This is a genomic window from Meiothermus sp. (assembly GCF_037443965.1).
Classification (GTDB): Bacteria; Deinococcota; Deinococci; order Deinococcales; family Thermaceae; genus Meiothermus.
Map to the genome: position 1 here is coordinate 225,860 of NZ_JBBINI010000001.1, position 24,979 is coordinate 250,838.

Annotated in this window: 34 protein-coding genes; 16 read left to right on the plus strand and 18 right to left on the minus strand. The window is 59.6% G+C overall.

The annotated features are described in order from the left end of the window. Positions 1–124: 124 nt before the first annotated feature. The 3 genes from WKI89_RS01065 to rocF all read right to left on the minus strand — a co-directional run bounded on the left by WKI89_RS01065 (position 125) and on the right by rocF (position 2,234). A complete protein-coding gene (locus WKI89_RS01065) occupies positions 125–436 on the minus strand; it encodes a LapA family protein (protein ID WP_337867362.1) in 312 nt (103 codons plus the stop codon). 164 nt (positions 437–600) lie between these two features. Next, positions 601–1,302, minus strand: coding sequence for a 1-(5-phosphoribosyl)-5-[(5-phosphoribosylamino)methylideneamino]imidazole-4-carboxamide isomerase (gene hisA, locus WKI89_RS01070; RefSeq protein ID WP_337867363.1), 702 nt, complete (start codon positions 1,300–1,302; stop codon positions 601–603). 35 nt (positions 1,303–1,337) lie between these two features. Further along, positions 1,338–2,234: an arginase gene (gene rocF / locus WKI89_RS01075; RefSeq protein ID WP_337867364.1), complete on the minus strand. Its 897-nt coding sequence runs from the start codon at positions 2,232–2,234 to the stop codon at positions 1,338–1,340. Between the two features lie 258 nt (positions 2,235–2,492). Here rocF and WKI89_RS01080 point away from each other — a divergent pair, with 258 nt between their 5' ends. The 3 genes from WKI89_RS01080 to WKI89_RS01090 all read left to right on the plus strand — a co-directional run bounded on the left by WKI89_RS01080 (position 2,493) and on the right by WKI89_RS01090 (position 4,815). Further along, positions 2,493–3,047 (plus strand): DUF177 domain-containing protein, encoded by a 555-nt coding sequence (locus WKI89_RS01080; protein ID WP_337867365.1) that lies wholly within the window; start codon positions 2,493–2,495, stop codon positions 3,045–3,047. A gap of 97 nt (positions 3,048–3,144) precedes the next feature. Continuing rightward, on the plus strand, positions 3,145–3,855 hold the full coding sequence (locus WKI89_RS01085; RefSeq protein WP_337867366.1) for a CHAD domain-containing protein: 711 nt from the start codon (positions 3,145–3,147) through the stop codon (positions 3,853–3,855). A 96-nt stretch (positions 3,856–3,951) separates the two neighbouring features. Further along, complete coding sequence (locus tag WKI89_RS01090) at positions 3,952–4,815, plus strand: hypothetical protein (RefSeq protein ID WP_337867367.1); 864 nt, start codon at positions 3,952–3,954, stop codon at positions 4,813–4,815. A gap of 143 nt (positions 4,816–4,958) precedes the next feature. Here the strand turns inward: WKI89_RS01090 and WKI89_RS01095 are convergent, their stop codons facing one another. The 3 genes from WKI89_RS01095 to WKI89_RS01105 all read right to left on the minus strand — a co-directional run bounded on the left by WKI89_RS01095 (position 4,959) and on the right by WKI89_RS01105 (position 5,917). Beyond that, entirely contained in the window at positions 4,959–5,039 is an 81-nt protein-coding gene (locus tag WKI89_RS01095; protein WP_084495969.1) for a 30S ribosomal protein THX, read from the minus strand. 9 nt (positions 5,040–5,048) lie between these two features. Continuing rightward, positions 5,049–5,342: a 30S ribosomal protein S20 gene (gene rpsT / locus WKI89_RS01100; protein ID WP_337867368.1), complete on the minus strand. Its 294-nt coding sequence runs from the start codon at positions 5,340–5,342 to the stop codon at positions 5,049–5,051. 191 nt (positions 5,343–5,533) lie between these two features. Beyond that, complete coding sequence (locus WKI89_RS01105; RefSeq protein ID WP_337867369.1) at positions 5,534–5,917, minus strand: hypothetical protein; 384 nt, start codon at positions 5,915–5,917, stop codon at positions 5,534–5,536. 168 nt (positions 5,918–6,085) lie between these two features. Here WKI89_RS01105 and tyrS point away from each other — a divergent pair, with 168 nt between their 5' ends. Then, positions 6,086–7,369, plus strand: a complete 1,284-nt coding sequence (gene tyrS / locus WKI89_RS01110) for a tyrosine--tRNA ligase (protein WP_337867370.1) — start codon at positions 6,086–6,088, stop codon at positions 7,367–7,369. On the opposite strand, the gene WKI89_RS01115 is transcribed toward tyrS, so the two are convergent. The 11 genes from WKI89_RS01115 to WKI89_RS01165 form a co-directional block, all read right to left on the minus strand. Further along, positions 7,366–7,953 carry a Rieske 2Fe-2S domain-containing protein gene (locus WKI89_RS01115; protein WP_337867371.1) on the minus strand — a complete coding sequence of 196 codons (588 nt, stop codon included), beginning with the start codon at positions 7,951–7,953 and terminating at the stop codon, positions 7,366–7,368. The genes tyrS and WKI89_RS01115 overlap by 4 nt on opposite strands. Continuing rightward, entirely contained in the window at positions 7,950–8,942 is a 993-nt protein-coding gene (locus WKI89_RS01120; RefSeq protein ID WP_337867372.1) for a c-type cytochrome, read from the minus strand. Before WKI89_RS01120 ends, WKI89_RS01115 begins: the two co-directional genes overlap by 4 nt. Next, positions 8,939–9,463: a cytochrome c-type biogenesis protein CcmH gene (locus WKI89_RS01125; RefSeq protein ID WP_337867373.1), complete on the minus strand. Its 525-nt coding sequence runs from the start codon at positions 9,461–9,463 to the stop codon at positions 8,939–8,941. Before WKI89_RS01125 ends, WKI89_RS01120 begins: the two co-directional genes overlap by 4 nt. Further along, the gene (locus WKI89_RS01130; RefSeq protein ID WP_337867374.1) at positions 9,460–9,984 is read right to left on the minus strand and encodes a redoxin domain-containing protein; all 525 of its coding nucleotides are present in this window, start codon (positions 9,982–9,984) and stop codon (positions 9,460–9,462) included. Before WKI89_RS01130 ends, WKI89_RS01125 begins: the two co-directional genes overlap by 4 nt. 33 nt (positions 9,985–10,017) lie before the next feature. Continuing rightward, entirely contained in the window at positions 10,018–12,009 is a 1,992-nt protein-coding gene (locus WKI89_RS01135; protein ID WP_337867375.1) for a cytochrome c-type biogenesis CcmF C-terminal domain-containing protein, read from the minus strand. Between the two features lie 28 nt (positions 12,010–12,037). Beyond that, positions 12,038–12,469 (minus strand): cytochrome c maturation protein CcmE, encoded by a 432-nt coding sequence (ccmE, locus tag WKI89_RS01140; protein WP_337867376.1) that lies wholly within the window; start codon positions 12,467–12,469, stop codon positions 12,038–12,040. Between the two features lie 27 nt (positions 12,470–12,496). Continuing rightward, entirely contained in the window at positions 12,497–12,619 is a 123-nt protein-coding gene (locus WKI89_RS01145) for a hypothetical protein (RefSeq protein ID WP_337867377.1), read from the minus strand. A gap of 1 nt (position 12,620) precedes the next feature. Continuing rightward, a complete protein-coding gene (gene ccsA, locus WKI89_RS01150) occupies positions 12,621–13,313 on the minus strand; it encodes a cytochrome c biogenesis protein CcsA (protein WP_337867378.1) in 693 nt (230 codons plus the stop codon). Between the two features lie 206 nt (positions 13,314–13,519). Then, complete coding sequence (locus WKI89_RS01155) at positions 13,520–14,185, minus strand: heme exporter protein CcmB (protein WP_337867379.1); 666 nt, start codon at positions 14,183–14,185, stop codon at positions 13,520–13,522. Between the two features lie 196 nt (positions 14,186–14,381). After that, entirely contained in the window at positions 14,382–14,957 is a 576-nt protein-coding gene (gene ccmA, locus WKI89_RS01160) for a heme ABC exporter ATP-binding protein CcmA (protein ID WP_337867380.1), read from the minus strand. A 26-nt stretch (positions 14,958–14,983) separates the two neighbouring features. Continuing rightward, on the minus strand, positions 14,984–15,664 hold the full coding sequence (locus WKI89_RS01165) for a cytochrome c biogenesis CcdA family protein (RefSeq protein WP_337867381.1): 681 nt from the start codon (positions 15,662–15,664) through the stop codon (positions 14,984–14,986). 73 nt (positions 15,665–15,737) lie between these two features. Here WKI89_RS01165 and WKI89_RS01170 point away from each other — a divergent pair, with 73 nt between their 5' ends. The 3 genes from WKI89_RS01170 (at position 15,738) to WKI89_RS01180 (ending at position 18,708) form a co-directional block, all read left to right on the plus strand. Next, positions 15,738–16,763: an ATP-binding protein gene (locus WKI89_RS01170; protein ID WP_337867382.1), complete on the plus strand. Its 1,026-nt coding sequence runs from the start codon at positions 15,738–15,740 to the stop codon at positions 16,761–16,763. A 112-nt stretch (positions 16,764–16,875) separates the two neighbouring features. After that, on the plus strand, positions 16,876–17,865 hold the full coding sequence (locus tag WKI89_RS01175) for an ABC transporter ATP-binding protein (protein WP_337867383.1): 990 nt from the start codon (positions 16,876–16,878) through the stop codon (positions 17,863–17,865). A 204-nt stretch (positions 17,866–18,069) separates the two neighbouring features. Continuing rightward, positions 18,070–18,708, plus strand: coding sequence for a thiamine diphosphokinase (locus tag WKI89_RS01180; protein WP_337867384.1), 639 nt, complete (start codon positions 18,070–18,072; stop codon positions 18,706–18,708). Between the two features lie 4 nt (positions 18,709–18,712). On the opposite strand, the gene WKI89_RS01185 is transcribed toward WKI89_RS01180, so the two are convergent. Next, the gene (locus WKI89_RS01185) at positions 18,713–19,210 is read right to left on the minus strand and encodes a hypothetical protein (protein WP_337867385.1); all 498 of its coding nucleotides are present in this window, start codon (positions 19,208–19,210) and stop codon (positions 18,713–18,715) included. A 196-nt stretch (positions 19,211–19,406) separates the two neighbouring features. Here WKI89_RS01185 and WKI89_RS01190 point away from each other — a divergent pair, with 196 nt between their 5' ends. From WKI89_RS01190 to WKI89_RS01230, 9 genes are all read left to right on the plus strand, one after another. Next, positions 19,407–19,637, plus strand: a complete 231-nt coding sequence (locus WKI89_RS01190) for a hypothetical protein (RefSeq protein WP_337867386.1) — start codon at positions 19,407–19,409, stop codon at positions 19,635–19,637. An 80-nt stretch (positions 19,638–19,717) separates the two neighbouring features. Then, positions 19,718–20,059, plus strand: coding sequence for a metalloregulator ArsR/SmtB family transcription factor (locus WKI89_RS01195; RefSeq protein ID WP_337867387.1), 342 nt, complete (start codon positions 19,718–19,720; stop codon positions 20,057–20,059). A gap of 16 nt (positions 20,060–20,075) precedes the next feature. After that, entirely contained in the window at positions 20,076–20,561 is a 486-nt protein-coding gene (locus WKI89_RS01200) for a DUF6428 family protein (protein WP_337867388.1), read from the plus strand. 135 nt (positions 20,562–20,696) lie between these two features. After that, on the plus strand, positions 20,697–21,146 hold the full coding sequence (gene arsN2, locus WKI89_RS01205) for an arsenic resistance N-acetyltransferase ArsN2 (protein ID WP_337867389.1): 450 nt from the start codon (positions 20,697–20,699) through the stop codon (positions 21,144–21,146). Positions 21,147–21,203: 57 nt separating this feature from the next. Continuing rightward, on the plus strand, positions 21,204–22,451 hold the full coding sequence (locus tag WKI89_RS01210) for an MFS transporter (protein WP_337867390.1): 1,248 nt from the start codon (positions 21,204–21,206) through the stop codon (positions 22,449–22,451). A gap of 126 nt (positions 22,452–22,577) precedes the next feature. Then, positions 22,578–23,042: an arsenate reductase ArsC gene (locus tag WKI89_RS01215; protein WP_337867391.1), complete on the plus strand. Its 465-nt coding sequence runs from the start codon at positions 22,578–22,580 to the stop codon at positions 23,040–23,042. Between the two features lie 10 nt (positions 23,043–23,052). Next, positions 23,053–23,520 (plus strand): arsenate reductase ArsC, encoded by a 468-nt coding sequence (locus tag WKI89_RS01220; protein WP_337867392.1) that lies wholly within the window; start codon positions 23,053–23,055, stop codon positions 23,518–23,520. Positions 23,521–23,537: 17 nt separating this feature from the next. Continuing rightward, complete coding sequence (locus WKI89_RS01225) at positions 23,538–23,807, plus strand: hypothetical protein (RefSeq protein WP_337867393.1); 270 nt, start codon at positions 23,538–23,540, stop codon at positions 23,805–23,807. Between the two features lie 272 nt (positions 23,808–24,079). Beyond that, entirely contained in the window at positions 24,080–24,973 is an 894-nt protein-coding gene (locus WKI89_RS01230) for a 4Fe-4S dicluster domain-containing protein (protein ID WP_337867394.1), read from the plus strand. Positions 24,974–24,979 lie beyond the last annotated feature (6 nt).

Sequence of the window (24,979 nt, forward strand, 5' to 3'; positions counted from 1 at the left end):
AAAGGCCGAAAGAAGCCTTTTCTAGCGCAACCTGGCAGCCCAACCCTTATGCAATCGAGAGGAGAGCGGCGGCTTGTTCCGTATGCAATCAGGCTATCCACAAGATTCACAGACCTTCCTTCACTCAGGGTTGGCGGTCTGGAATGACCGGGGTTTCTTCGGGGTGCTGCTTTTTGAGGGCCTCGAGTTCACCCCTGACCTGCCGCAACTCCCGGTTGCGCTTGTTCAGGGCAGCCTGGGCATTTACCCAGCCGGTAAGCACATACAAGCCCATCACCGCCAGCCCAAGCACGAAAGCCCCCAACAACAAGAAAATCAAGTGTACCTGTCCCCAGGGGGTTCCGAGCATCAGCCCAGGCTCCAGTACATACAAAGCCCAGGCAAAGGCCGCTACCGCCAGCAGAATCAAGAAAGCCAACCCGTTCAGGACTTTCATGTCAGAAGTTTACTCCAGCGCAGCCGTCATACCGTTTCCGCTTGAATCCTTCATCGTTGGGCGCAGTCAGAGGTGAAGGATTCAAGCCGACCGAAGGGAGTAGAAGAGCATTCCGGCAGTATTGTTTAGACTTTCAAAAGTGAACGATACTGCCGAAATGCGTATCATACCCATTTCTTCAGGTCTATGCGACCTTCGTATATGGCTTTTCCGGTGATCGCTCCTTCTACGCCCAGGTTCTGCAAACCCTCGAGGTCCGCGTCCGAAGCGATGCCGCCCCCCGCAATCAGGAAACCAGGCCAGGCCGCGCGAACCTCGCGCACCACCTCGAGGTCGAGCCCGGCCAGGGTTCCGTCCCGGCGCACATCGGTATAAATCAGGGTACGAATGCCCAAGTCCCACATGCGCAGGCTCAGGTTCTGTACCCGCAAGGCCGTTCCCTCGGCCCAGCCCGAGACCACCACCTCGAGCCCCCGGGCATCCAGGCTCACCACCACCCGCTCGGCCCCAAACTCCCAGAGCATCCGGCCCAGTACTTCCGGCGCCTTCACCGCCACCGTACCCACCACCACCCGGCTGGCCCCCAGGGCCAGGATTTCCTGGGCCGTCTCCACGCTGCGCACCCCACCCCCCACCTCAAAGGGGATGGAGATGGCCGCTGCCACCTCGCGCAGCACCACCCGGTTTTCCCCGCGGCCCGTAGCCGCATCCAGGTCTACCAGATGCAGCATTTTGGCCCCTTGCTTTTGCCAGTGCAGGGCGGCCTCCACCGGGTTGTCGTAATAGACGGTTTCTCGGCGGGGGTCGCCTTCAAAAAGCCGGACGGCCCGCCCACCCTGTATATCTACAGCCGGAATGACCAACATTCGAGGATTGTATCAAGCTCGCAGGCGCCAGGCCATCAGTAGATTTTCTTCCCCAGGAGGCTGCTGGCGAGTTCGACCATCATCTTGGCCGTACGGTTGGCGATGTCGAGGATGGGGTTCACCTCGACCAGATCGAGGCTGGTGACAATTCTGGCATCGGCCAGCAGTTCCATCAGGAGATGGGCTTCGCGGTAGGTCAAGCCCCCGGCCACCGGGGTTCCAACCCCCGGCGCAATCTCGGGGTCGAGCACGTCGGCATCGAGCGAGAGATGTACCCTGGCAAAACCGCGAAATTTATCTGCAACGATTTGCGCAATGGCGGGAATGCCCTTTACGTCAATCTCCTTCATGGTGAGTACCGTGACCCCTCGCTCACGCAGCAGCTTGACCTCGCCCGCATCCAGGCTGCGAATCCCCACGAGCACCACATCTTCGGGCCGCACCTTGGCCCCAGGGTGGCCCAGGTTCACCAGGCGGGGGTCGCCCAGGCCGCACAGGTGGGCCAGCGGCATTCCGTGGATGTTGCCGCTGGGGCTGGTCTCGGGGGTGTTGAAGTCGGCGTGGGCATCCACCCAGATCACCCCGACGCGCTCGCCCCGGCTGGCCCCCGTGACCGAGCCCATCGCGATGGAATGGTCGCCCCCCAACACGATGGGAAACATATCGGCGGGCATCTGACCAAGGGTTTGGATGGTCTCCAGGCAGACCGTGCGAATGGCCTCGAGGTAACCCATCCCCCCCGGCTCTTCCTGTTGCAGGCGCAAGCTCTCGGCCACCGGCACCTTTATATCGCCATAGTCGTGCACCCGGTGGCCTAGGCCCCCCAGCACCTCCTGCAAGCGCCCATAGCGCATGGCGCTGGGCCCCATATCCACCCCCCGCCGACCCTGACCCAAATCCATCGGAACGCCTACGATACTGATCTGCTTCATACCTTATTCAGTCTAAGCAGTTTAAGGCTTCTATCGCTTTCCACAATGATTCCGCATCGCGTGCGGAGTAATTGGCCCAGTACAGCAAAAACCGCTGTATTAGGTATATGTGCGAACCGCTCTGGCAACTCATCCTTTCGCGTTGGACGCAGTTGCTCCCCCAGGTGTTCTCGAGGCAGCCATTGACCCCGGGCCTTTTCGGGGATACATTAAAGGGCTCTGCTTGCGAAGTAACTGCACGGAGTAAGCTCAGGGGAAATGAAAGAAATGCATATTCAAAGCATCAACCTGTCGCGCCTAATGCGCGAGGGCGGCAGCACCGACGCCAAGGGCGAAATCCTGGAATACATCGCCCTGGAGAAAGAGCGCATACCCCTGGATGGCCCGGCTAAATGGAAAGTCAGCGTAACCCGAGTGGAAGGCGAGGGCGGTCAGGAGTTCTGGCTATCGGGCGAAATTGCCGGGAATGCCATTTTAGAGTGCCGTCGCTGCCTAACCCCCACCCCCACGCCGGTACGCGCTCATTTTCAATACATGCTGCGCTACCAGCCGGGCTTGCAACACCTCGAGGCCATCGAAGAGGACGACGAGGAAACCTTGCTCTTTGGCCATCCCGACCTCGACCTAGGGCCCCTGCTCAGCGAAGCCTTCGCCCTCGAGCTGCCCTACACCACCCTCTGCAAAGAAGACTGCAAGGGCCTCTGCCCGGTCTGCGGGGCCAACCGCAACGAGGTGGACTGCGGCCACCCACAAGAACCCCAAACCAAACTCGGTGCCGAGCTTGCCAAGCTATTGGGCGATATCCAGGACTGACCCACTCAAAGCGGTTCCCACGAGTAGCAGGAAGAGCAATCGCAAATGTCATGCCAAGATCATGGCCCACGAACCAGCCCGATGCTAAGCTGTTTCTATGTCGGCCATTGGCCTGGGGCGCTGGCTCCAACACCTGTTGGAACACCTGCCCATCGCCCGCCAGGGCCAAGACCCCGAGGGCGTGCATCAGGTGCGTGTGGCGGTGCGGCGGCTCAGGGTATGGCTGCAATTAGCAGGGATGCGGGTGCTGGAGGACGATCTGGCCTGGTTGGTGCGGGCCGCAGGCCAGGTGCGCGACCTTGAAGTTTTGTTGCAACACCCCAACCTGCCTGTAGCCTTTCAGAAGTGGGCTAGGGTTCGATGGGAGGAAGCCCGTGCGGGGTTTATCCCCGTGCTGGATTCTCCGCGGCTGGCAGGCCTGTTGCAAGCGCTGGCAAGCCTGCCTCCACTGGAGGGCAAAGGGGCAGAGGCCCGGCTGGAACGCTTCACGCTGCAGGTGGAGCGTCGCGCCGAGGAATGGCGTAGCGAAGATAGCATCGAAAGCCTGCATGCTTTGCGCCGGGCTTTGCGGCGTTTGCGCTATGCTCGGGAATGGCTTGAGCAAGATAGCGCTGCGGTCAAGGCTCTTCAAGAGATTTTTGGGCAGGTGGGGGATCTGAGTTTTATCTTGAATTATCTTGGGGCCTTTGAGGCCGAGGGAGGCAAGGTATCGGTTCGCTACCGCAGAAAACTCGAGGCCGACCTAGCCGAGGCCCTCGCGGTAGCTAAAAAAGCCTGGAAAGACCACCAGGATGATCTTCGATCTTGAGGTTACGCCCCCAGGCGGTGATGGGTCACAGCCCGCAACCTTAATGGATGCTAGGCTGCAACAAAAGCGGTCACCGGCTGCCCATCGGAGATTTTTATGTTCAATCTCATACCCGACCAGATCAACCACCGCAGGCGCGTGTTGTACTTGGCCCTGCGGCAGGTATTGGGGGAGGATCGGCGGGTAGACGCGATTTTCAAGATTTGTGATCCGCTGGTTCGAGAGGAACATTTTGTGGCTTCGCGGGTAGCGGAATGGGTCACAAATACCGGGCTGCTAAAGCCCGAAGAGCAGGTCTCGCTGACGCGGGTACTATTGCAAACCATGCGACGACCCTACCATGAACTCCCCAAATTCCCCGACCACCTGGTTTTACCCACCCAGAACGGGAAAATTGCTCAGCCAAGAACCATTATGGGTGCTGGCACTGCCCAGGCTGTTTCCGAGCCACCTGAAGCGGCCAGGGTTGCCCGCACACCCAAATTTGCCACCATTCTCGATTTAGATGCAGTCGTGGCCCAGCCTGCACCCACCCGTGCCAAAGCCGGGTTCTTCTTCAACCTGCTGGGGTGGTTTAGCACCAGAGGCAAAACCAACAAACCGCAATACCGCTCGAGGCCCGAAGTTCGGGTTTTTCGCATGGTGGTGGCGGAAATGCTCGAGGTCATGCAAAAAAACAACCCCCGCCTCGAGCAAGCCCTCCTATCGGTAGCCCGACCAAGCGAACCTAACAGCTTGCCGGCAACCCTACTAGAGCCTTGGGCCAGGGCTGGACTGGCCCCGCAAGCCCTACCTAGCACCCTGCCGCTCCCCCAGATGCGGGCCATCGTCGCCTTGCTCCACACAACGGGTCAGCAGGTTATGGGGCCTGCCGAGGCCGATCGTTTGCTGGAACAGGCCATGGCGAAAGCCAGCAAGATGGATGAAGCCAAATACTTCGCCCCACAAAAACTGCGATGAAAAGGAGTAGGTAGAGCAGTTCCCACCCATACCCCGTTCAACGGTTTTTGATGTACGGGATAAACTGTGTCGAACGCCGTAATTGTGGGGGCCACGAGTAGGAAAAAGCCGGAGAAACCCTCTCCGGCTGAAGGGTTTTGCGCCTACTTCTTCCTGGGGCGGTATTTACCGTGTGAGCCGCGGAAAATCTTACCACGGCGGGTACGACGATCACCTTTTCCCATGATCTACTCCTAGGCTTTGGCTCCACTTAGGAGTTGGTTAACCTTGCTCATCAAGCGGGATTTGCGGCGGCTGGCCGCGTTCTTATGCAGGGTTGAGCCTTTGGCAGCCTTATCAATCAGGCTTTCGGCATAGCGCATGACCTTGGTGGCTTCGCTGGTGTTGCCATCCTTGGCCAAGGCCACCGCTTTCTTGCTGATGGTCTTGATGGTGGACATCTTGGACTTGTTGCGAGCCCGGCGCTTGAGCGACTGACGGTGGCGCTTGATGGCCGAAGGGTTTCGAGCAGTTTTTTTCTGTGCCATAATTCTCCGAACTTGCCAGATAAGGGCTTGCCCGATGAAGGCAAAGGGCAGCCTAGAGGCAAACCGCTCACAAGTCTAGCACAACCAGGGGCCATGTGCCTAGTACGCCGTTCCGTTGTACGGGTGTAGCGTCTTGTACCCTGTTTCCGGCCTCGAGATGATGCGTGGGTTAGCGGTTGACCCACCAGCGCCTAGAATTCGTTGCGCGCCGCAACCCAGTCCATCCGAGCCTGACCTCGAGCATCCTTGAAGCGGAAAATAACATCATACAAGCTGGCATCGGCCGGGTAACGAATCTCCTCGGCAAAACGCCCCTGATACCGCTTGACCAGGCCCGGACTGGTCTGTCCTGCGCGGCGTACCTCCACCTCGAAACTCCCCTGTCGCAAATCCCCACTTACCGTGACCTTGATAAAAGCCCGTATACCAGTAGCTCGAATCTGGTTGAGAGATTCTCCGGTATAGTTCCAATAAAACACCGGCGTGAAGGGCGCATAGCCCACGGCCAGACCGAATCGTTCGGCGTAAAAGTACACCCCTGCTACAATCAGGGCCAAGAATAAGAGGCTTCGCACCTCTCCAGTATAGAACACACCTGGCCTCGGTCTCCCCTACTCTACTCATGCTCATGAGTAAGTACCCGGCAATGAGGGCTTTTGGCGTTTTTGTTAGACTGTTCGCTGTCCGTTTTCGGCTCAATGGTTCACCTCGAGCACCCTACGCAAATCGGTATACTTGGGGGCATGACGGCTGAAGAAGCGCTAAGGCTACTGCGAATCGGGGCGGTGGAGATCATCCCCCAGGAAGACTTATTCAAAAAACTACAATCGGAGAAAAAACTGACGGTTAAGCTGGGCCTCGACCCCACCCGGCCCGACATTCACATCGGCCATGCCGTGGTGCTGCGCAAGATGCGGCAGTTTCAGGAGCTGGGCCACAAGGTGGTTCTGATTATCGGCGACTTTACCGCCATGATCGGCGATCCCTCGGGTCGAAGCAAAACCCGCCCACCCCTGACGCTGGAAGAAACCCGCGCCAACGCTAAGAGTTATGTAGAGCAGGTGGGCAAAATCCTCATTACCAGCGACAAAGAGCGCTTTGAGTTGCGGTACAACTCCGAATGGTTGGAAAACCTGGGTTTCAAAGAGGTCATCAAGCTTACCTCGCTGCTGACAGTAGCCCAGATGCTCGAGCGCGAGGACTTCAAGAAGCGCTATAGCGAAGGCGTGCCCATCTCGATTCACGAGTTCCTCTACCCCTTTGCCCAGGGGTATGACTCGGTGCCCATCGCCTGCGACGTGGAGATGGGCGGCACCGACCAGAAGTTCAACCTGCTGGTGGGCCGCGAGGTGCAAGAAGCCTATGGTCTGGAAAAACAGGTGGCCTTCATCATGCCGCTCCTGGTGGGGGGCGACGGGCAGAAGATGTCCAAGAGCCTCGACAACTACATCGGCATTACCGAAGAACCCAGCGAGGTTTTCCGCAAGCTGATGAAAATTGAAGATCCGTACCTGCAAACCTATTTTGAACTCTGCACCGACCTCACACCGGAGGAAATCAAAGAAGTCATGGAGAAGGGCGGCCCGGTTGGGGCCCACCGGGTGCTGGCCCGGCTGGTAGCGGGAGCCTACGCTCAGGAGCTAATTCCGTCTCGCCTGGACAAAGCTTTTTACCAGTCGTTGGGCTATAGCTGGGATGCCCACGGGCACGACCAGGAAGGCACCGCTCCGGTGGTACAACAGGCCGAAGCCCGCTACTACGAAATTGCCCACGGGGGCATCCCCAACGAGATGCCCGAAGTTACGCTTCACCCCGGCGAGCTCCACGAGGGCAAAATTGCCATTGCCAGGCTCTTTACCCTAGCGGGGCTGACCGCCTCCAACGGTGAAGCGCGGCGGCTCATCGAACAAAAGGGTTTGCGGCTGGATGGTGAGGTGCTGTTCGACCCCAAGATGGAGGTCGCCCTCGACAGACCGCGGGTGCTACAGCGCGGCAAGGACAGGTTTGTGCGGGTTGTGCCAGACTAGCCCTGCTCCAAGGGGCGGAAAGGGGTCTCGTAGCCGGTTGCATAGAGAACCCCGTTTTCCTCTTCCAGGCGCAGGCGCGGCAAAGGAAAGCGCGGTGGGCCATAGACCGCCCTTCCGCCTTGCAGCGGCTCGAAGGCTCCAAAGTGGCAAGGACAACCCATGAAGGGATGGTCGGTGCGGTAGTTGTAGGCAATGGAGCCTAGCTCGGGGTTGTCCACATAATTGACCACACAGCCCTGGTGGGTGCAGATGCGCGAAAGGGCCAAAAGGTGGGCATCGCGGGTAGAGAGCCCCCCGACCACGGGTTCCGAGAGGCGAAAAACCACCGCCTTGAGGGGACTACCGTTGTAGACGTACTCAAAGTATTTGAACTTCCAGTGCGCGTCCAGTTCGTTCAGCACGGCCGCTTGCACCCTGGGGCCGTCGCGCCAAACTGGCTCGGTAATGCCCGTTTTGGTGAAATGGATGGAGTAGGTACGCCAGGCCAGCCAGGCAAAAAAGCCCGCCGTGATGGCGCTGGGAACAATCCAAAGCAAATCCCGGCGGCTAATTTTTCGGACGTTTTGCAAGCCGGGTTCGCTCATAGACCCCCAAGATATTGCAGCAAGGCGCTCAGTTCTTCGGAAGTGAGCTGTTGGGCCGGCATCTGACCCCGGCCCTTGAGGATGATTTCCCTCACCGCCTCTGGCACCTTGCTGATGGGGTTGCCCTGCAAGCGTGGGCCAGAACCCCCCTGGGCCTGGGCCCCGTGGCAGGCCGCACATTTGCCCAGGTACACCTGCTGTCCTTTGGAGGTAGCGTTGAGCTGGTTTTTGGCGGTCTGGATCAGGTTCTGCACCTGTTCCCTGGCCTCGCCACCAGCTTTCAAATAGCCTTCCCAAGCCACGATGGCTTGTGCAGGACGGCCCAGCTGAAAATAGGCATTGCCCAGAAACAACCAGCCCTCCGCCACGTCTGGCTCGGCCCGCACCGCTAGCTCGAGGGCCTGCGCCCCTTCCTCCGGTCGTCCGCTCATAAACAAGAGCATCCCGATACGCCGCACGGCATTGGCGTTGCGCGGTTCCAGCTCGATGACCCTTAGATAGCCCTGTACGGCCCGCTCAAAGTCCTGCAAGTCGTAGGCCTTGTTGGCATAGGCCAGCCAGTCGGCTGCTTTGCCGCTTTGCTCGGCTTGGCGTTGCAGGTTACCCAGCTCGCGGGCCTCGTTACGGCTGGTGATGATGGTCTCGCCCGGTAGCCGCGGCACCGTGTAGACCCACAGCCCTACCCCCAGCGCCACCAAGCTCAGGGTCACGGCTCCCAGTGTGACCGGATTCAGGCGGCGCGGAACCGGGTTTTCCTGGCCCAACTCGGCCAACTGGCGCTCGATTCGCACCGCCTGGGCCAGCAAGCGTTTGCGCTCTTCGCCCTCGGCTTCCTTGGCCTGGGTCTTGAGCACTTCCAAATCGGTTCTTAGTTCCTCTGGACGGGGACTCTCGGGAAAGGGCTGGGCCTGGGAGCGGAAAAAAGGCCGTAGCGCATAGGCCAGGGCCAACACAAACAACAAGGCAAGCAAAAGATAGGCCAGTATCATGATCGCTCAGGGGTTCGGTTCAACTCAGCCTCGAGGCGGGCGATTTCTTCATCGGAAACGTCGGATACCGCTGTATGGGCTCGAGCTTTGACCCGAGCCAGGTAGCGCCACAAGCCAAAGCCCAGCAAGCCCAAACCAAATAGGGGCGAAAGCCAGACCCACAAGGTGAGGCCCCTAGCGGGGGGCTCGTAGAGAATCCAGTCGCCATAACGCTGCACAAAAAACTGACGGATCTCGGCTTCGGTCTTGCCCTGCGCCAGTTGTTCAGCAATAATTCGGCGCATCTCCACCGCAATGCCAGCATTGGACTCCCCCGCCGACTCGCCCTGGCAGACCGGGCAGCGCAGTTCGCGGGCAATCTCAAACACCCTGGGCGAGAAATCCGGCGGAGGCGCGCTAGGCGCGGGCTGTGCAAGACCGATGGCTGATAGCTGGGAAGCGACCACGAGCAGCAAAACCCAAACAGCCTGCTTCCACAGGGTTTGGCGTTGAACCCTTGGCAGCAGGCCCTCGAGCCTCATTGCAGCACCTGCCTCAAATAGCCCTGCAACTGAGCCTCGCTTAGCTCACCCGCATGACGAGCCAGAATGGTTCCATTGCGGTCAATTACAAAGGTCTCAGGCACGCCATAGTAGCCATACTCGATCCCGATGCGTCCTCGCCCATCGTAAACACTGGGGAAGGTCAGGCCATACTGCTGGATAAACTTCAGGGCGTCGGTTTCCTTGTCCTGTACATTGACCCCCAGAATGAGCACCTGTTCTTTGTACTGTTGGTGGAAACGCTCGAGGAGTGGCGCTTCCGTGCGACAGGGAATACACCAACTGGCCCAGATATTGAGCAATACGGGCTTCTCTACGCGCTCACCAATACCCATTTCCGGCCCAAATGCTTCGCGGTAGGGCGCTAAGAGCGGCAGGCTAAAGGTAGGAGCCGGTTTGCCCACCAGCACCGATTGCAACTCGTTCTTGTTGGGGCGCTGCATCCCCCAATAGAACAACCCGCCCAACAACACCACCCAGATCGGCCAGAACCTAAGCATGGGCGACCCCTTTTTTGTCTCGAAGCTCCAACATCAATCTCCTATCGAAGGGGACATCTGGCGACTGGCAACCTTTGCAGCGCTCGGCCACAGGATATACAAGGTGCCAAGCACGATGATGAGCCCCGCCACCCACAGCCACCAGACCATGGGGGTCACGATGATCTTCAGGGTAGCCCAGCGACCGTTCTCCTGGTCGAATTGCATCAACACAAAATAATAGTCGTTGTAGAGGGAGTATTTGACCACTGGAGTTGCCAATGGCGACCCCATCTGCGGGTAGAAGTTGAGCCGGGTCTCGTAGCGCCCGTCCGAACCCCAGCCCTCGCGGCCGGTGGAGCGCACCTCGATGGGGGCAATGGCTGCAAAGCGGTTGGATTCTTCCCGAGCCCCAATTGACAACAAGCGAACCTCCATGCCACGGGTCTGCCAGGTCTCGCCGACATTGAGGGTTTTTTGCTCAGTCACACGGTAGGTCTGGCTGAAAGCGATGGTCAAGGCGGCCAACGCCACCCCGAAATGCACGATGTGCGAACCAAAACGGCGTTTGTTACTGGCAGCCAGTTCCCACAGGGCTTGCCCTGCCGAAATCCCCAGCGAACGCGCCCGCTCGCGCACCCCCTGGGCCACCATCAGCCATATAGCCGTCAGGTTGTAGGCAAAAAGTCCAATCGCCAGCGAGACGCCTAGGCTCAGGCCCAGCACAAATCCCAGCAGGGTTCCTACCCCAAGCGCAACCAGCATGGCCATCAGATTGCGCAGGACCTGGGGGTTGGTGTTGCGCCAGGGCAAGACCGGCCCGATGCCCATCAAGAGCAGCATGAAGATGCCCAGTGGAATTGATATCTGGTTAAAGAAGGGAGCACCAATGGAAACCTTGGCCCCGCTGAAGGCTTCCACCACCAGCGGCCACAAGGTGCCCAGCACCACCACAAAAGCAAAGGTGCCGAAGAACAGCGCCCCGGCCAGCAAGGCCCCCTCGCGGCTTTTCCAGCGCACCTCGCCAGCCTCGCGAATCTCGGAGGAAACCCGGGCCAGAAGCCCCAGCCCCACCGCCATCACGCCCAACAAAAACACCAAAAACCAGGCCCCTACCGGCCCACTGGCAAAGGCATGCACCGATTGGATGACCCCCGAGCGGGTCAGGAAGGTGCCAAAAACCGTGGCCGCGAAAGCCAGGGTGATGAAGGCAAAGTTCCAGCCCTTGAAAAGCCCTTTACGCTCCTGCACCTGGGCGGTGTGGAGGAAAGCCGTAGCCAGCAACCAAGGAATGATAGAGGCGTTTTCGACCGGATCCCAAGCCCAATAACCCCCCCAGCCCAGAATCTCGTAGCTCCACCACTTGCCAGTGAAAATCGCGGCGGTCAGGAAGCCCCAGGCCACCATTGTCCACCAGCGGGTCTCGAAAATCCAGCTCTGATAGCGCCCCGCAACCATGGCCGCTACCGCATAGGCAAACGGCACCGAGAGCCCCACAAAGCCCAGGTACATCAAGACCGGGTGCACCGCCATCATCCAGTGGTTTTGCAGGAGGGGGTTGGTACCCCGGCCATCGGGGGGTGGGTTGGGCACGGCATCAAAGGGGTGGGCCACAAACACCATCACCGCGAAGAAAAACACCTGTACCGCAAACAGGGTACCCAGGGCCACTGGAGCCCGCCAGATATCCAGGCTCTTGCCCACCCGCAAGCTCACCAGCCAAGTGTAGGCCGCTTGAAGCATGGCCCACAACAAAATCGAGCCCTCCAGCGCCGCCCAGGGCGTAACCAGCTTGACCCACAGGGGGTTGTCGGCAGAACTGCTGTTGGCTACATAGGAGACACTAAAATCGTTGGTCAGGATAGCCCATTCCAACGACCCGAAGGAGAGCAACGCTGCCAGCAAGGTGAGGGCCGAGAGGCGCTGGGCCGCCTCGAGGTAGCGCCCATCCCGCAAAGTATGGGCCAGGATTGCCAGCACCAGTCCGACCACCGAGAAAATTAGTGCAGCCAGGAGGGAAAGCCCCCCCAACAAGCCGGGGGTCATGCGGGCCTCCTGGTTCTACAGAGCGCCCTCACTGCGTCCCCTCGATCAGCTTGCGTACTTCGTCGGGCGTCCAGCCATCCTTGGGAGCCTGATAGGTCTCGGAGTGTTTAACCAGAAGATTTTGGCTTACGAAAGCCTCCCCTTGGAACTTGCCTTCCACCACCACCCCCCGGTTTTCGCCAAACAGGGCGGGTGGCGTGGAACCCGAAGACTTGATCGGGATATCCTTGACCCCATCGGTGACCACAAAGCGCAGTTCCAAGGTTTGCGGGTTGTAGTTGAGCGACCCTTCCTTGACCAGCCCTCCCAGGCGCACCTGGCGGTTCTGGTAACGGTCTGCCTGCTGAAAGTATTCGCTGGGAGTAATGAAATAAACCAGATTCTGCCCCAAGCCACCAAAGATCAGGTAGACCAGGGCCCCTGCTACCACAGCCAGTCCGATGATGTATTTAGGTTTCATGCATACCTCGAGGGAACCGTCTTTAGCTTATTTATCCTTCTGGTAACGCCAGATGAGATAGCCTAGATAGCCAAACACCGAAGCATAGACCACCGCATAAGTCCAGATCACAAAGGGGTTGGCTGGGTTCCAAAGTGGATTGTCGGGCATCTTATACCTCTTCTCTGGCGGCCTGGCGGGCTGCTATGACGCTCCTCAGCCGCACCAAACCAATAAACAACAAGGTGAAGGCGGCCAAATTGACCAGCATAGGGATCAGGATGGCCGCATCCACATTAATTTTGCCGGTAGTAAGGTCAATGGACTGGGTCTGGTGCAGGCTGCGCCACCACTTGACCGACATGTAGCTGATGGGCACGTTGATGGAACCCAGTATCGCCACTCCGGCGGCGGCCTTGGCCCGCAACTCGGGGTCTTCGATGGCACCCCGCACCACGGTATACCCCACGTAGATGGCAAACAGGATCGCAGTGGTGGTCAGGCGGGGCTCCCAGTCCCAGTACACCCCCCAGGTGGGCCGGGCCCATAGCATCCCGGTCAGCAAGGCCAACGCCATGAAGATAAGCCCCACTTCCACCGAGGCCGCCGCTACACGGTCGTGGTGCGATTTGCGCCGCACCAGATAGGCGACCGAGTAGCCCAGCGCGGCAAAACTAGCCACGTAGGCCATCCAGGCCATCGGGACGTGTACATGGAATATCCGTGCCACAAACCCTTGGCTCTGGTCGGGGGGTGCAGTCATGGCCATGAAAAAGCCCACCACCGCGCCCACCACGCCCAAACCCAGAATGCCCAAAGTCAGGCCATCAAGGCGGCTGGTTTGATCGGAGCGTGCAAGTTGCATTTAAGTCCTCCCCTTAGTTCCTAATTACGTTATTGTGCTTTGAAATGGATGAAGCGACGTAAATCACATTACATCTTCAGCCGGATCCCCAGTGGCTGCTGCGCCAACCCTGCCACCATCGCGGTCTACACCGGAAGATTACCGCCCGTCGGGTAACGTCTGGGTAACGGGAAGGCAGGGTCATGCTTGCTATGAAGGCATTCCCATTAGCCTTCCAGCATGTAGGGAAAAACCATGGCGCACACGGTGACATAGATGAGGTCGAAGACCAGTAAAAGACGCAGCCAATCCGATAACTCGGCAATCGGGATGCCTTCTGCCAGTCCCTGGGTCAACCGCACTGCCGCCAAGACCACCGGGATGACCAGAGGAAACAACAAGAGCGGCAACAGAACCTCACGCCCCCGCAAACGAGCCAGCATCCCAGCATAAAAAGTGGAGATAGCCGCGTAGCCCAGCGAACCCAACAACAAAGTTATTATGTACCAATTCCAATTTTGCATGGGTAGGTAGAAAAGTCCCGCCGTCAGAACCAGCAGCGCCAGACCCACCACCAGCAACAGGGCAAACTGAAACAGCAGCTTGCCAAAGTAGATCCACTCCCGGCTACCGGGGGTCAGGAGCAGGTCGTCCAGGGTGCCGTCCTCGACCTCGAGGCCAAAGGCCCGCCCGGCCAACAAGCTGCCCGCAAAAGCCAGCGCTACCCACAGCACCCCCGGTGCCGCTTTCTGCAAATCCTGCTGATTGGGGCCAAAGGCCATGGCCAGAATAAAGAGCATCACCGCCAGGAAAAACACCGCCGACAGGAGGCCCGTACGCCCCCGAAACTCCAGTACCAGGTCACGCCAAGCCAGCCAAAAAATCCGCTGCACAGGGGATAATGCAGGCTCTACAAAGCCACTGTGCCATACCTGCCGTAGGCACGTCTTTCGTAAAGCCTATTGGACTCCTTTCAGTCGGGGTAAGTCTTTTACGGAAGACGTTCTACCCAAACTTGGTATAAGGGTATCGGCTGGGGCACAGAACGTAAAGTGACGGGGCCAGGAGTCCGAAGCCAAATAAGTTGCCTCAGGCCGGCCTAAGCTCCACCACCCGGTCTACCAGGGCCAGCCAGCTTTGGTCGTGGGTTGCAATGACCACCCCCCCCTTCGCCCTGGCAAAGTCCACCAGACTTTCCAACAAACCCCGCCCCACCGTATCCAACGCTGCTTCGGGTTCGTCCAACAGCCAGATGTCCGGGTTTTGCAGGCGCAGCCGGGCCATGGCCAGACGTTTTTTCATGCCGCTGCTGTAGCTGAGCACCGGCTTGTCCAGAGGCAGCCCTACCTGCTCTAAGGCCGAGTGAATCTCGGCACGGTTGTCTGGCCGCCCATCCAGCCGCAGAGCATAGTGCAGGTTTTCGGCTCCGGTAAAGTGCCGATGAAAAGCAGGGGGATTGGCCAGAAAACCCACCCTTCCCTCCAGTCGAATGGAACCCTGGGTCGGACGAACCAGCCCGGCCAGCACCCGCAACAAGGTGGTCTTGCCGGCCCCGTTGGGGCCAACCAGGGCCACCGCTTCGTTCTTGGCAAGGTGGAAGTCCAGGTTGCGCAGCACCCAGTCCCGCCCGTAGCGTTTGGCCAGCGCCGTCGCTTCGATCAGCATCCGCTCCATCATACGGTCTGGCTCGATTACTGCCCGATCAGGCTTTTCTCGAGGTTCTGCAGCCACTCGGGGGTGAGCTTGAGGAAGAAGCCGTTGAGCTGGGTAAAAGTACCGGTCAACATCAGCACCCCCACCGCAATCAGGGCCACCCCCGCGGTCAGCTCGGCCCAGCGGGAGAAGCGGGCTGCCTTGCGCAACAACGGACGAACCCGATCGGCAAATAAGGCCACCAGCAGAAAGGGAACCGCCAGCCCCAGGATGTAGGCAATCAAAAAGTTGACCCCTCCTCCGGCTGCCGTTAAGGTCAGAATGCCCCCCAGAATGGGGCCAATGCAGGGCGTCCAACCCAGGCCCAGAACCATCCCCAGCACAAAAGCCCCCCAGGGACGGCTGGTATCGCCCTCGTAGCGCAGGTTCACGCCCCATTTGGGTTTCAGGCCCAGCATATACAGGCCAAAGAGCACCATCACCACCCCGCCCATCTGGCCCAGCAGTTGGCGGTTCTCGAAGAGCAGCCCACCCAGCAGGGTGAAGGGCAGTCCCAGCAACAGGAACACCAGCGAGAAGCCGCCCACAAAAAAGAAGGCGTTGAACAGGGGCCGTCCCCGTTCCCCCCCCAAGTAGAGCAGGTAGGTGGGCACCAACGGCAGTACGCACGGCGAAAGAAACGAAAGAATCCCAGCCAAGAAGGCGGCGGTCAGACTCATAACCCTCAGGATAGACCAGATTGGTTAGGACATTCGTAATTCTTTCAAGGGTTGTTGGGTATCATTTCAGCAAATGCAGGAGAACATTCTGGAATATCAGCGGGAGCAACGCATCCGCGCCATTCTAGAGGCGATTCCCGACGATTTGATGCTGGTGGATTCGGCTGGCAACATCCGCGAATACAAAGCCGGCAAAAGCGCCAACCATCTGCCCATGGATCGGTTTTTGGGCACGACGCTGGGCGAGCTTTTTACCGAAACCGTGTCCGAACAGCTCCAAAGCGCCATCCGGGCAGGGCTCAACTCCCTCCAAACCCCGGTGATAGAGGTGACCCTCGAGGGCCGGGACTTCGAGGCTCGAGTGGTGCCCATGGAAAGCGACCTGGTTTTGATCCTGTTCCGCGATGTGACGGTAGAGCGCGAGGCCGAACGGCTAAAATCGGAGTTCATCGCCGCGGTTTCGCACGAACTCAAAACCCCCCTGGCCTCGATTCTGGGCTTTAGTGAGTTGTTGCTAGACGATAGTTACAGCCCAGCAGAACTCAAGGAATTCCTGGAAAATATCCAGTACAGCAGCCTCCGGCTCAAAGACATGGTGAATAACCTGCTGGACACCTCCCGCCTGGAGGCGGGGCGGTTTACCGTTAGCCAACAACCTGTAGATCTACAGTTTACCCTGGCCCAGACCGGCCGCAGCTTTGCCGGGGTGGCCAAGCTAAGCCAGATACACTTCATCTGGGAGCTCGACCCCCTGCCCATCATTGAAGCAGACCCCGAGCGCATTGGGCAGGTGGTGGGCAACCTGCTCTCCAACGCCTTCAAGTTCTGCCCCAAAGGAGGCACCATCTGGCTGCGGGCCAGGCCGCATGGAGGGGTTCTACTCGAGGTCGAGGACACCGGCCCCGGTATCCCACTGGAGGAACAAAGCCAGCTCTTCCACCGCTACAGCCGCACCCCGAGTGCGATGCGGCGGGGCATTGTAGGAACGGGCCTGGGGCTTTACATCTCCAAGGCCATCGTCGAAGCCCACCAGGGCCGCATCTGGGTGGAATCGCAAGGAGGCAAAGGGGCCAAGTTCAGCGTATGGCTGCCGTTCTAAGTACCCCACGGGAAGCTTCGCCCTTTGGTCTGTTGCAGCAAAATCTTCCCTCTAGGCCTGGCAAAACATGCCTCGTTACTTTTGCTACCCTCTCAGCCGGTAGGCTAGGGCAATGCTGCGCCTGGTAGACATCCGGAAGACCTACCCTGGTTTTGCGCTTTCGGTTTCGCTCGAGGTCGGTTCCCGGCAAACCCTGGCCCTGCTGGGGCCGTCTGGCAGCGGCAAAAGTACCCTGCTGCGGCTGGTGGCCGGGCTCGACGCACCCGATCTCGGCCAAATCTGGCTCCACGACACAAACCTCACCCCCCTGCCCCCCGAGGAGCGCCGCGTGGGGTTTGTATTCCAGGACTACGCCCTGTTCCCCCACCTGTCGGTAGCCGAGAATATAGCGTTTGGCCTGCGGGAGGCCCGTTGGGGGAAGGAGCCCATCCAGAAGCGGGTCGCCGAGCTGTTGGAGTTGACCCACCTGGCCCCCCACGCACACAAGCGCCCCCACCAGCTCTCGGGGGGGGAACGCCAGCGGGTAGCCCTGGCCCGCGCACTGGCCCACCAGCCCAACGTGCTACTGCTGGACGAACCCCTGGGAGCCCTGGACTTGAAGCTGCGGCAGGAGCTGTTGTTTGAGCTGCGGACCATATTGCACCAGACCCAAATCCCCACCATCGTCGTCACCCACGACCAGTCGGAGGCGTTTGTACTGGCAGAACAGGTAGCCGTTCTGCAAGCCGGGCAGATTGTGCAGCTAGGCTCTCCTGAAGAGCTTTACCACCGCCCCAAAAACCCCTGGATTGCCACCTTCCTGGGCCACCGCAACCTGCTTTTGCCCGAGCAAAGCCGCCCGTTTGGCCTGCCCCCCCTGCCCCACCTGCTACCTCAGGAGGCCCTGCAACTGGGCCAGGGTGAGGAGGCTCAGGTATCCGAGCGCATATTCATGGGCTCCACGGTAGCCCTCAAGCTGATCTGGCGCGGCCTCGAGCTCCACTGGGAGGGCCCCGAACCCGGCCTCTACAAGGGCGACCGGATAAAAATCCGGGTAGATTGGTCTAGGGTGGTTGCGCTGGAAAACCCGGCAGAGCAGAACCAGCGCCCGGGTTCTACCTAGGCCCTAGCAGCCCATGCTGTCAAATAATCCGGCAGGATACACACCCACATACCGAACCTGTAGAAGCGTGATGTATCACGACGCAGGATTAGACCCGCCCTTTCCCGAAGCTTGGCCCATCGAGCAATTAGCGCATCTGCACTTCCCGCGAGGCCCCAGGATGAGGGAAAATCAGGGGTATTGCTCGTAGACTGAGACCCAGCCATGCACCCATTTACCATCCTGCTCGGCGGTTCCGTCACCCCAACCCGGCGGCTCCTGGCCCAGGTTGCCGGGAGCCGGGTGATTGCGGCGGACGGCGGCATGATGCACGCCGCACCCCTGGGGCTACAGGCCGAGCTGTGGGTGGGGGACTTCGACTCGGCTTCACAGGAAATCCAGCAAGCCTTTGCCCACATCCCCCGCGAGGAACATCCGGTGGGCAAGGACTTCACCGATGGCGAACTGGCCGTCGAGGCGGCTTTGGCCAGAGGAGCCGACCGGCTGATTCTGGTCGGGGCCATGGGGGGCCAGACCGACCAGACCCTGGCCCACCTGCTCTTGGGCCTGCGGCTGGCCCAGCAAGGTATTCCCATCCTGCTCAGTTCGGGCTACGAGGAAGCCTATCCATTGCTTGCAGGAAAGCTGCAACTGGACCTGCCGCTAAAGAGCAAGCTAAGTTTGTTGCCCCTGGGCGGTTTTGTCGGCCTGAGCCTGCGTGGGGTTCAATGGCCCTTGCATCGGTTCGATGTGCCCCTGGGTAGCACCCGAACCCTTTCAAACCTGGCCCTGGGCCCTGTTGAGATTGAACTCGAGGCCGGTTACGGCGTGGTCATCGCCTACCCCGAACCCGCGTTATGCTGACCACCTACCCCGAACCCGCAACCTTGTGAAACTCATCCAAAAACAGCCCGAGCTGCTCGGCCAGCCTGGCCTGCTCACACATGGCCTCCTCAAAACGCTGGGGCTCTTCCATAAGGGCGGGCAAGCGCAACCAACCCAGGTAGTACCGGCCCGCCAGACCGGGCTCCTTGAGCCTTACGCGCTCGGTATTGGAAAGCAGGGTTTCGAAACCCTCGGGGCTGGCCAGCACCGGATACTGCACCGGCGAAAGCCGCTTGAGGAAGGCTTTGAGAAGGCCAGGATTCGACCAGAAACCGTAGTTGATATCGTCGCTAATCTGCTCGATGCGCGAGAGCAGCGCCGGGTCACCCTGACGACCTACCAGCTTGCGCACAAGCTCGCTGCGCCGCAGGCGCAGCGTTGCGTACTCGGACAACAGATAGAGCCTGCCCGGATAAAAGTCCAGGGCCTCGCGCAGACGGTGCGCCATTACGTAGTCCTGGTATTCCCGGAAAGGATCCACGCTTCTATTGTGCGACATGGCCACACATTAATGGAAGATTACCCCCAATTACGAGGCCTTTATCAGGATTGAACGTAGTTTCACCACATCCGCCTTCCAACAGAGTCCTTCAAGCCGTTTGAACTACCTTTCCTTACTTGAGCATGTCCGCTGGTAAAATTTATCTTACCTGGTGCACGTCAAGGTATATTCAGGTATGGACACCCGAGGCTGGGTTCTCAAGGCCATCGAGACTTTACGTTTTGCCAGCGAAAAAGACATCGTACGCTGGCTGGACGAGGAGGGCGAAAGCCTGTCCAAAGACGAGCTTCAGCGTACCCTCGAGCGCCTTCTCCAAGAAGGCTACCTCGAGCTCAAAAACGACCTTTTTCGCCTCAAACACAAAAACAGTAGCCACAGCGCTTTTGACAACCTGTTCAAGGATTAAGGGCCACAGGCAACAAGCCGCCGTAGTTTTTATGCCCTAACGTATTGACAGATTTAGATTTATCAATGTATTATCGGCCCATGACGCCGGTTGTTCTGCACCCCGAGGCTGCCTTGGTCGAAACCGGGCTAGAAGCCGCCGCCGAGGTCTTCAAGGCCCTCTCCGACCCGGCCCGGCTCAGGATTCTGGCCCACCTGGCCAAGAACCCTCGTGGCGCATGCTGTGGCCCCGAGCCGGGGGTGTGCGCCTGCGACCTCGAGGCCGTCACCGGGCTTTCCCAACCCACCGTATCACACCACATGAAGTGCCTGGTATCGGCCCACCTGGTCCGAGGCGAAAAACGCGGAAAGTGGACGTACTACCACATTGACCCCCAAGGTTTTGCTCTAATCAAGGCCTTTTTGCCCGGAATTGGCGGGTAAGCACAAGGAGGAAGCTATGCAAACACAGGCCCTGCTGGCCACCCTATCGCAGCACCTCGACCAACGGCTGGTTTTCGAGTACGCCGATGGGCAACGCATCGCCCCCGGCTACCATGTCACTGAGGTGATGAACGTCACCTACGAAAGCATGGACTGCGGCGGGCGGGCCGATTTCTGGCGCGAGACGGTAGTACAGCTCATGGGGCCGGGCCCCACAGACAAACCCGAGTTCATGACCGTGCAGAAGTTCATTAGCATCTACAACCGGGTGGCGGCTTCGGTGCCGGTGCGAGGGGAGTCGGAGATCCGCTTCGAGTACGGAAGCGCAGAACTTCCTGCCGTGCACTACCACGTGGGCCAGGTGGCCCTCGAGGACGAGCGTCTGGTAGTGCGCCTAGTTCCGCCCGGCGTGACCTGCAAGGCCAACGACCGGGCTCGAGCAACAAGCTGTTGCACCTCGCTCGAGTTGGAAGTGGCAGCCCCTACAGCTGGTTGCTGTTAGAGCGGTCTTCAAAAAGAATGGCACCATCCCGATCATGAGAAGTGCTGTTCCATGCTTATTTTTCGCCGCTGCTCCCAGCGGCAAAAAAAGTGAAGAGCGCGATAGAATGCACCCAGGCAATAAGCTGAGAGAATCATGATTACCTACTGCACAGCTACTTCCGGCGATCTACCCGAAGTGATGGCACTGCTGGACGCCGCTCATCTGCCTCAGGTGGGTGTGGAAGAACACATCCTGAACTTCATGCTGGCCCTCGACGGCGAGAAGGTGGTGGGCTGCGCGGGCCTCGAGGTGCACCAGGGCAGCGGCCTTTTGCGCTCAGTGGCGGTGGCCGAGGAGTACCGCCGGATGGGGATTGGGGCCAAGCTAACCGAGGGCATGTTGGATCTGGCCCGCCACAAAAACCTCACCTCGCTCTCGCTCCTCACCGAGACCGCCGCCGACTTTTTCCTGCGCTTCGGCTTTGCGCAGATCCCACGCGCCGAGCTACCCGCCGCCTTGCAGGCTTCCCAAGAGCTCCAGGGCGCTTGCCCCGAAACGGCCATCGCCATGACCCTCTCACCCACAGCCCCAATTGAAGCCTAGTCAGACCGTTGCCGCCGCCCTTAAGGGCTGGATGTGTGTTGAGTCCAAACTCTACCCATGACCCCCACATCCTCCTCGGCTTCGTACTATGGCTGGCGCATTGCCTGGGCCCTGGCCCTGACCCAGACCATTGGCTTTGGGGTGCTTTACTACGCTTTTGGTGTTTTCGTAAAACCTATGGAGGCAGAACTGGGCTGGAGCCGCGCCGAGACCTCGGCGGCTTTCTCGCTGGCCTTGCTGGTTTCGGGGCTGGCTGCCTTTCCGGTAGGGCGCTGGTTCGACCGGCACGGGGCTAGGACACTCATGACCGCAGGCTCCATCTGGGGTTCTTTACTGGTCTGGGGCTGGGCCCACGTGCAAAACCTCACGGCGTTCTATCTGCTTTGGGCAGGCCTAGGCTTGGCGATGGCGATGGTGCTTTACGAGGTAGCCTTCGCGGTGCTGGCGGTCTGGTTCCGTCGCTACCGCCCCAGGGCCATGCTGGTAGTGACCCTTATGGCGGGGCTGGCCAGCACTATTTTTGTGCCACTTTGCACTTGGTTGGTGCAGACGGTAGGCTGGCGAGAAGCATTGGAAATCCTGGCGCTGGTATTTGCTCTGGGCACCATTCCGCTGCATGTCTTGGTGCTGCGCCGCCGCCCCCAAGACCTGGGGCAAGTACCGGATGGGGAACCCTTCGAGGTACACCCCAACCGTTCCGCTCCCCCTGAACCCAGCGTCAGTACCAAAGAGGCTCTGCACCAACCCACTTTCTGGTGGCTCTCACTGGGGTTTGCCCTCTCTAGGGCTACCAGTATCGCCCTCACTGCCCACATGGTGCCCATGCTGGCCGAAAAAGGCTACACCCCAGCATTGATAGCAACGGCTGCCGGAATGGTAGGGGTCATGCAGTTGGCCGGTCGGATCGTCTATACACCTTTTAGTCAAAAGGTCTCGCTATTTCACCTTAGCGCAGCTTTTCTGGGTTGCTACACCCTGGGTCTGCTGGGTTTGTTGTTTTCTCCAGCTGGTATGGGTCTGTGGGCTTTTGTGCTGTTTTTTGGGCTGGCCAACGGTTCTATATCATTGGCCAAACCGGCGCTGATTGCCGAAACCTACGGTGCAAAACACTATGGCAGCATCAGTGGCAGCATGACCTCCATCATCGCGGTAGCCCAGACCATTGCCCCCTTTGGAGCAGGCGCATTGCACGAACTATCTGGCGGCTACAACACCGTGCTATGGGTTTTTGCTGCTCTGGCCGCTCTCTCGGCCCTGGCCATTGCACAGGCCAAGCCAAAACCCGCCACACCGCAGGTGGAATAATCGTGGGGGCCGCTATAGCGATGCATTATGTTTTGGCTTTGCTACCCTAACGCTGCAAGTGCAACACTTGTTTCGGCCTGACAAACCGCTGACATTGGGATGACTTTGGAGCGATAATTTCTGACGATGCGTATCCTAGTGCTCTGTACCCACAACTCGGCCCGCAGCCAGATGGCCGAAGGGTGGCTTCGCTACTGGACTGACCAGTTGGACTTCCCCTGTGAGGTCTGGTCGGCCGGCACCGAACAAACTTTCGTCAAGCCCGACGCCATCGCGGTGATGCAGGAGGCGGGCATAGACCTGGGCGGGCATGCCTCCAAAACCCTCTTCGACCTGCCCGACCCCTGGAACTTCGACCTGGTGCTTACCGTCTGCGACGCGGCTGCCGAAAACTGCCCGGCCTACCCGGCCAAAACCCACCGGCTGCACGTGTCCTTCCCCGACCCCACGGGTAAGGGTCTGGAGGAATGGCGCAGGGTGCGCGATGCCCTGGGCCGGATGTCCGAGCACCTGATCCGGAGCCTCCAGCAAGGCCAAATCCCCACCGAGGCCGACTTGCTCGAGGCTGCCGGGCTCGCCCAGCCAACCTAAGGAGGCCAGGATGACCAGACGCAAGCCCTCGGTGCTGTTTTTGTGCAGCCATAACTCGGCCCGCAGCCAGATGGCCGAGGCCCTGCTGCGCCACTATGCGGGGGCACATTTGGAGGCGTACAGCGCCGGGTTGCACCCCAGCGAGATTCACCCCTTTACCCGCCAGGTGCTGGCGGAGATGGGCCTGGATATGGAAGGCCAGTACGCCAAAAGCCTGATGGAGTACTGGGGCGGCAAGTACAACTTCACCTACCTGATTGTGGTCTGCGACCGCGCCGAGCAAGAATGCCCGCTCTTCCCCTTTAGCACCTACCGGCTCTACTGGCCCTTCGAAGACCCCAGCGCCGCTCGGGGGCCTGAGCAGCACAAGCTCGAGCGCTTCCGTGCCGTGCGCGACCAGATCGCCGCCAAAATTCGCGGCTGGTTGCGGGAGCTCGAGCAGCAGAACATCCTGCCCCGCACCACCTCGACCCACTAAAGCCTATAATCGGGGGCATGCGCAGCCTACAACGCCGGGTTCAAGACTTTCTGGACGAACCGCTGCCCGACGAGATCGCCCTCAACCACAACCCCGAGTCCCTGACCGAGCTGGTGCTCAGCACCTACGCCAGCGGCCAGCCTTTCGATGCGGGCCTGATCAAGATGGCCCAGCTCTGCCTGGGTGAAATTGACAATGCCATGGGCGAAATCGCTACCGAGGCCGGACGGGCCTATATGATGAACTGCCGTAAGCTGTTGGTTGAGGTTCTGCAAGAGATAATGTAGCCCAATCCAGCAGGATTTCCCCTGCGAATCTACCCTACAAGGTGTTTTTGCTTGCGGGGGCTATATCATGCGCATTCCGGCAGTATTGTTCTCTTTGGCAAGCCTAAACGATACTACCGGAATGCTTTTCTACTCCCTTCGGTCGGCTTGAATCCTTCACCGTTGGACGCAGTCATAGATGAAGGATTCAAGCGGAAACGGTATCAGGACGAATGTCCTAAGGACAACTGACCTGCCTCCTCGGGCTAGCTTATATAACGAGGAGGCAAAGTATGCCAGAAAACAATGCCACGCAGCCCGGCACGGATGGGTTGGAGAACCGAAGGGCCTTTCTGGGCAAATTCGCCAGTGCGGTGTTCGCCGGGATGGTGCTGGGGGGCGCCGAGGTCAAGGCCGAGGAAGGCAAGACCACCCTAGCGCTGCCGAGCCGGAGCCCCGACGGCCCCATTCGGCCCGAGCTCGAGTACGAAGACGTACTGGTGCGCATGCAGCGGGAGCTCGAGGCGGCCCTCGAGCGACCCATCCAAAAGTGGGTCATGGTGATTGATACCCGCAAGTGTGTGGGCTGCCACGCCTGTACCATCGCCTGCGCAGTGGAGAACAAACTGCCTCCCGGGGTGGTTTACCGCCCTGTTATCGAAGAGCAGATAGGCGAGTACCCCAATGTCTCCTGGCGCTTCACCCCCCGCCCCTGCATGCAGTGCGATAAACCGCCCTGCGTGCCGGTCTGCCCTGTAGGGGCCACCTGGAAGAGCGCAGACGGCATCGTGGACATTGACTACAACACCTGCATCGGCTGCCGCTACTGCCTCACGGCCTGCCCCTACCAGGCCCGCACCTCCGACTTTGGCGACCACTGGACCGATGGCACCCCCGGCCAGGGCCAGATGCCCTACGAGGAACTGCCCATGTTCGAGTACGGCAAGGAGTGGAAGCGGGATGGCCATAAAAGTCCGGTGGGCAACGCCCGCAAATGCCATTTCTGCCGTCACCGCCTGCAACAGGGTCTGTTACCCCAGTGCACCACAAGCTGCATCGGGCGGGCCACCTTTTTTGGCGACGCCAACGACCCCAGTTCCTTGGTATCGCAGCTCATCCACAAACCCAACGCCACCCGGCTCAAAGAAGAACTCGGCACCGAGCCACGGGTCTACTACCTGGTCTAGGAGGGA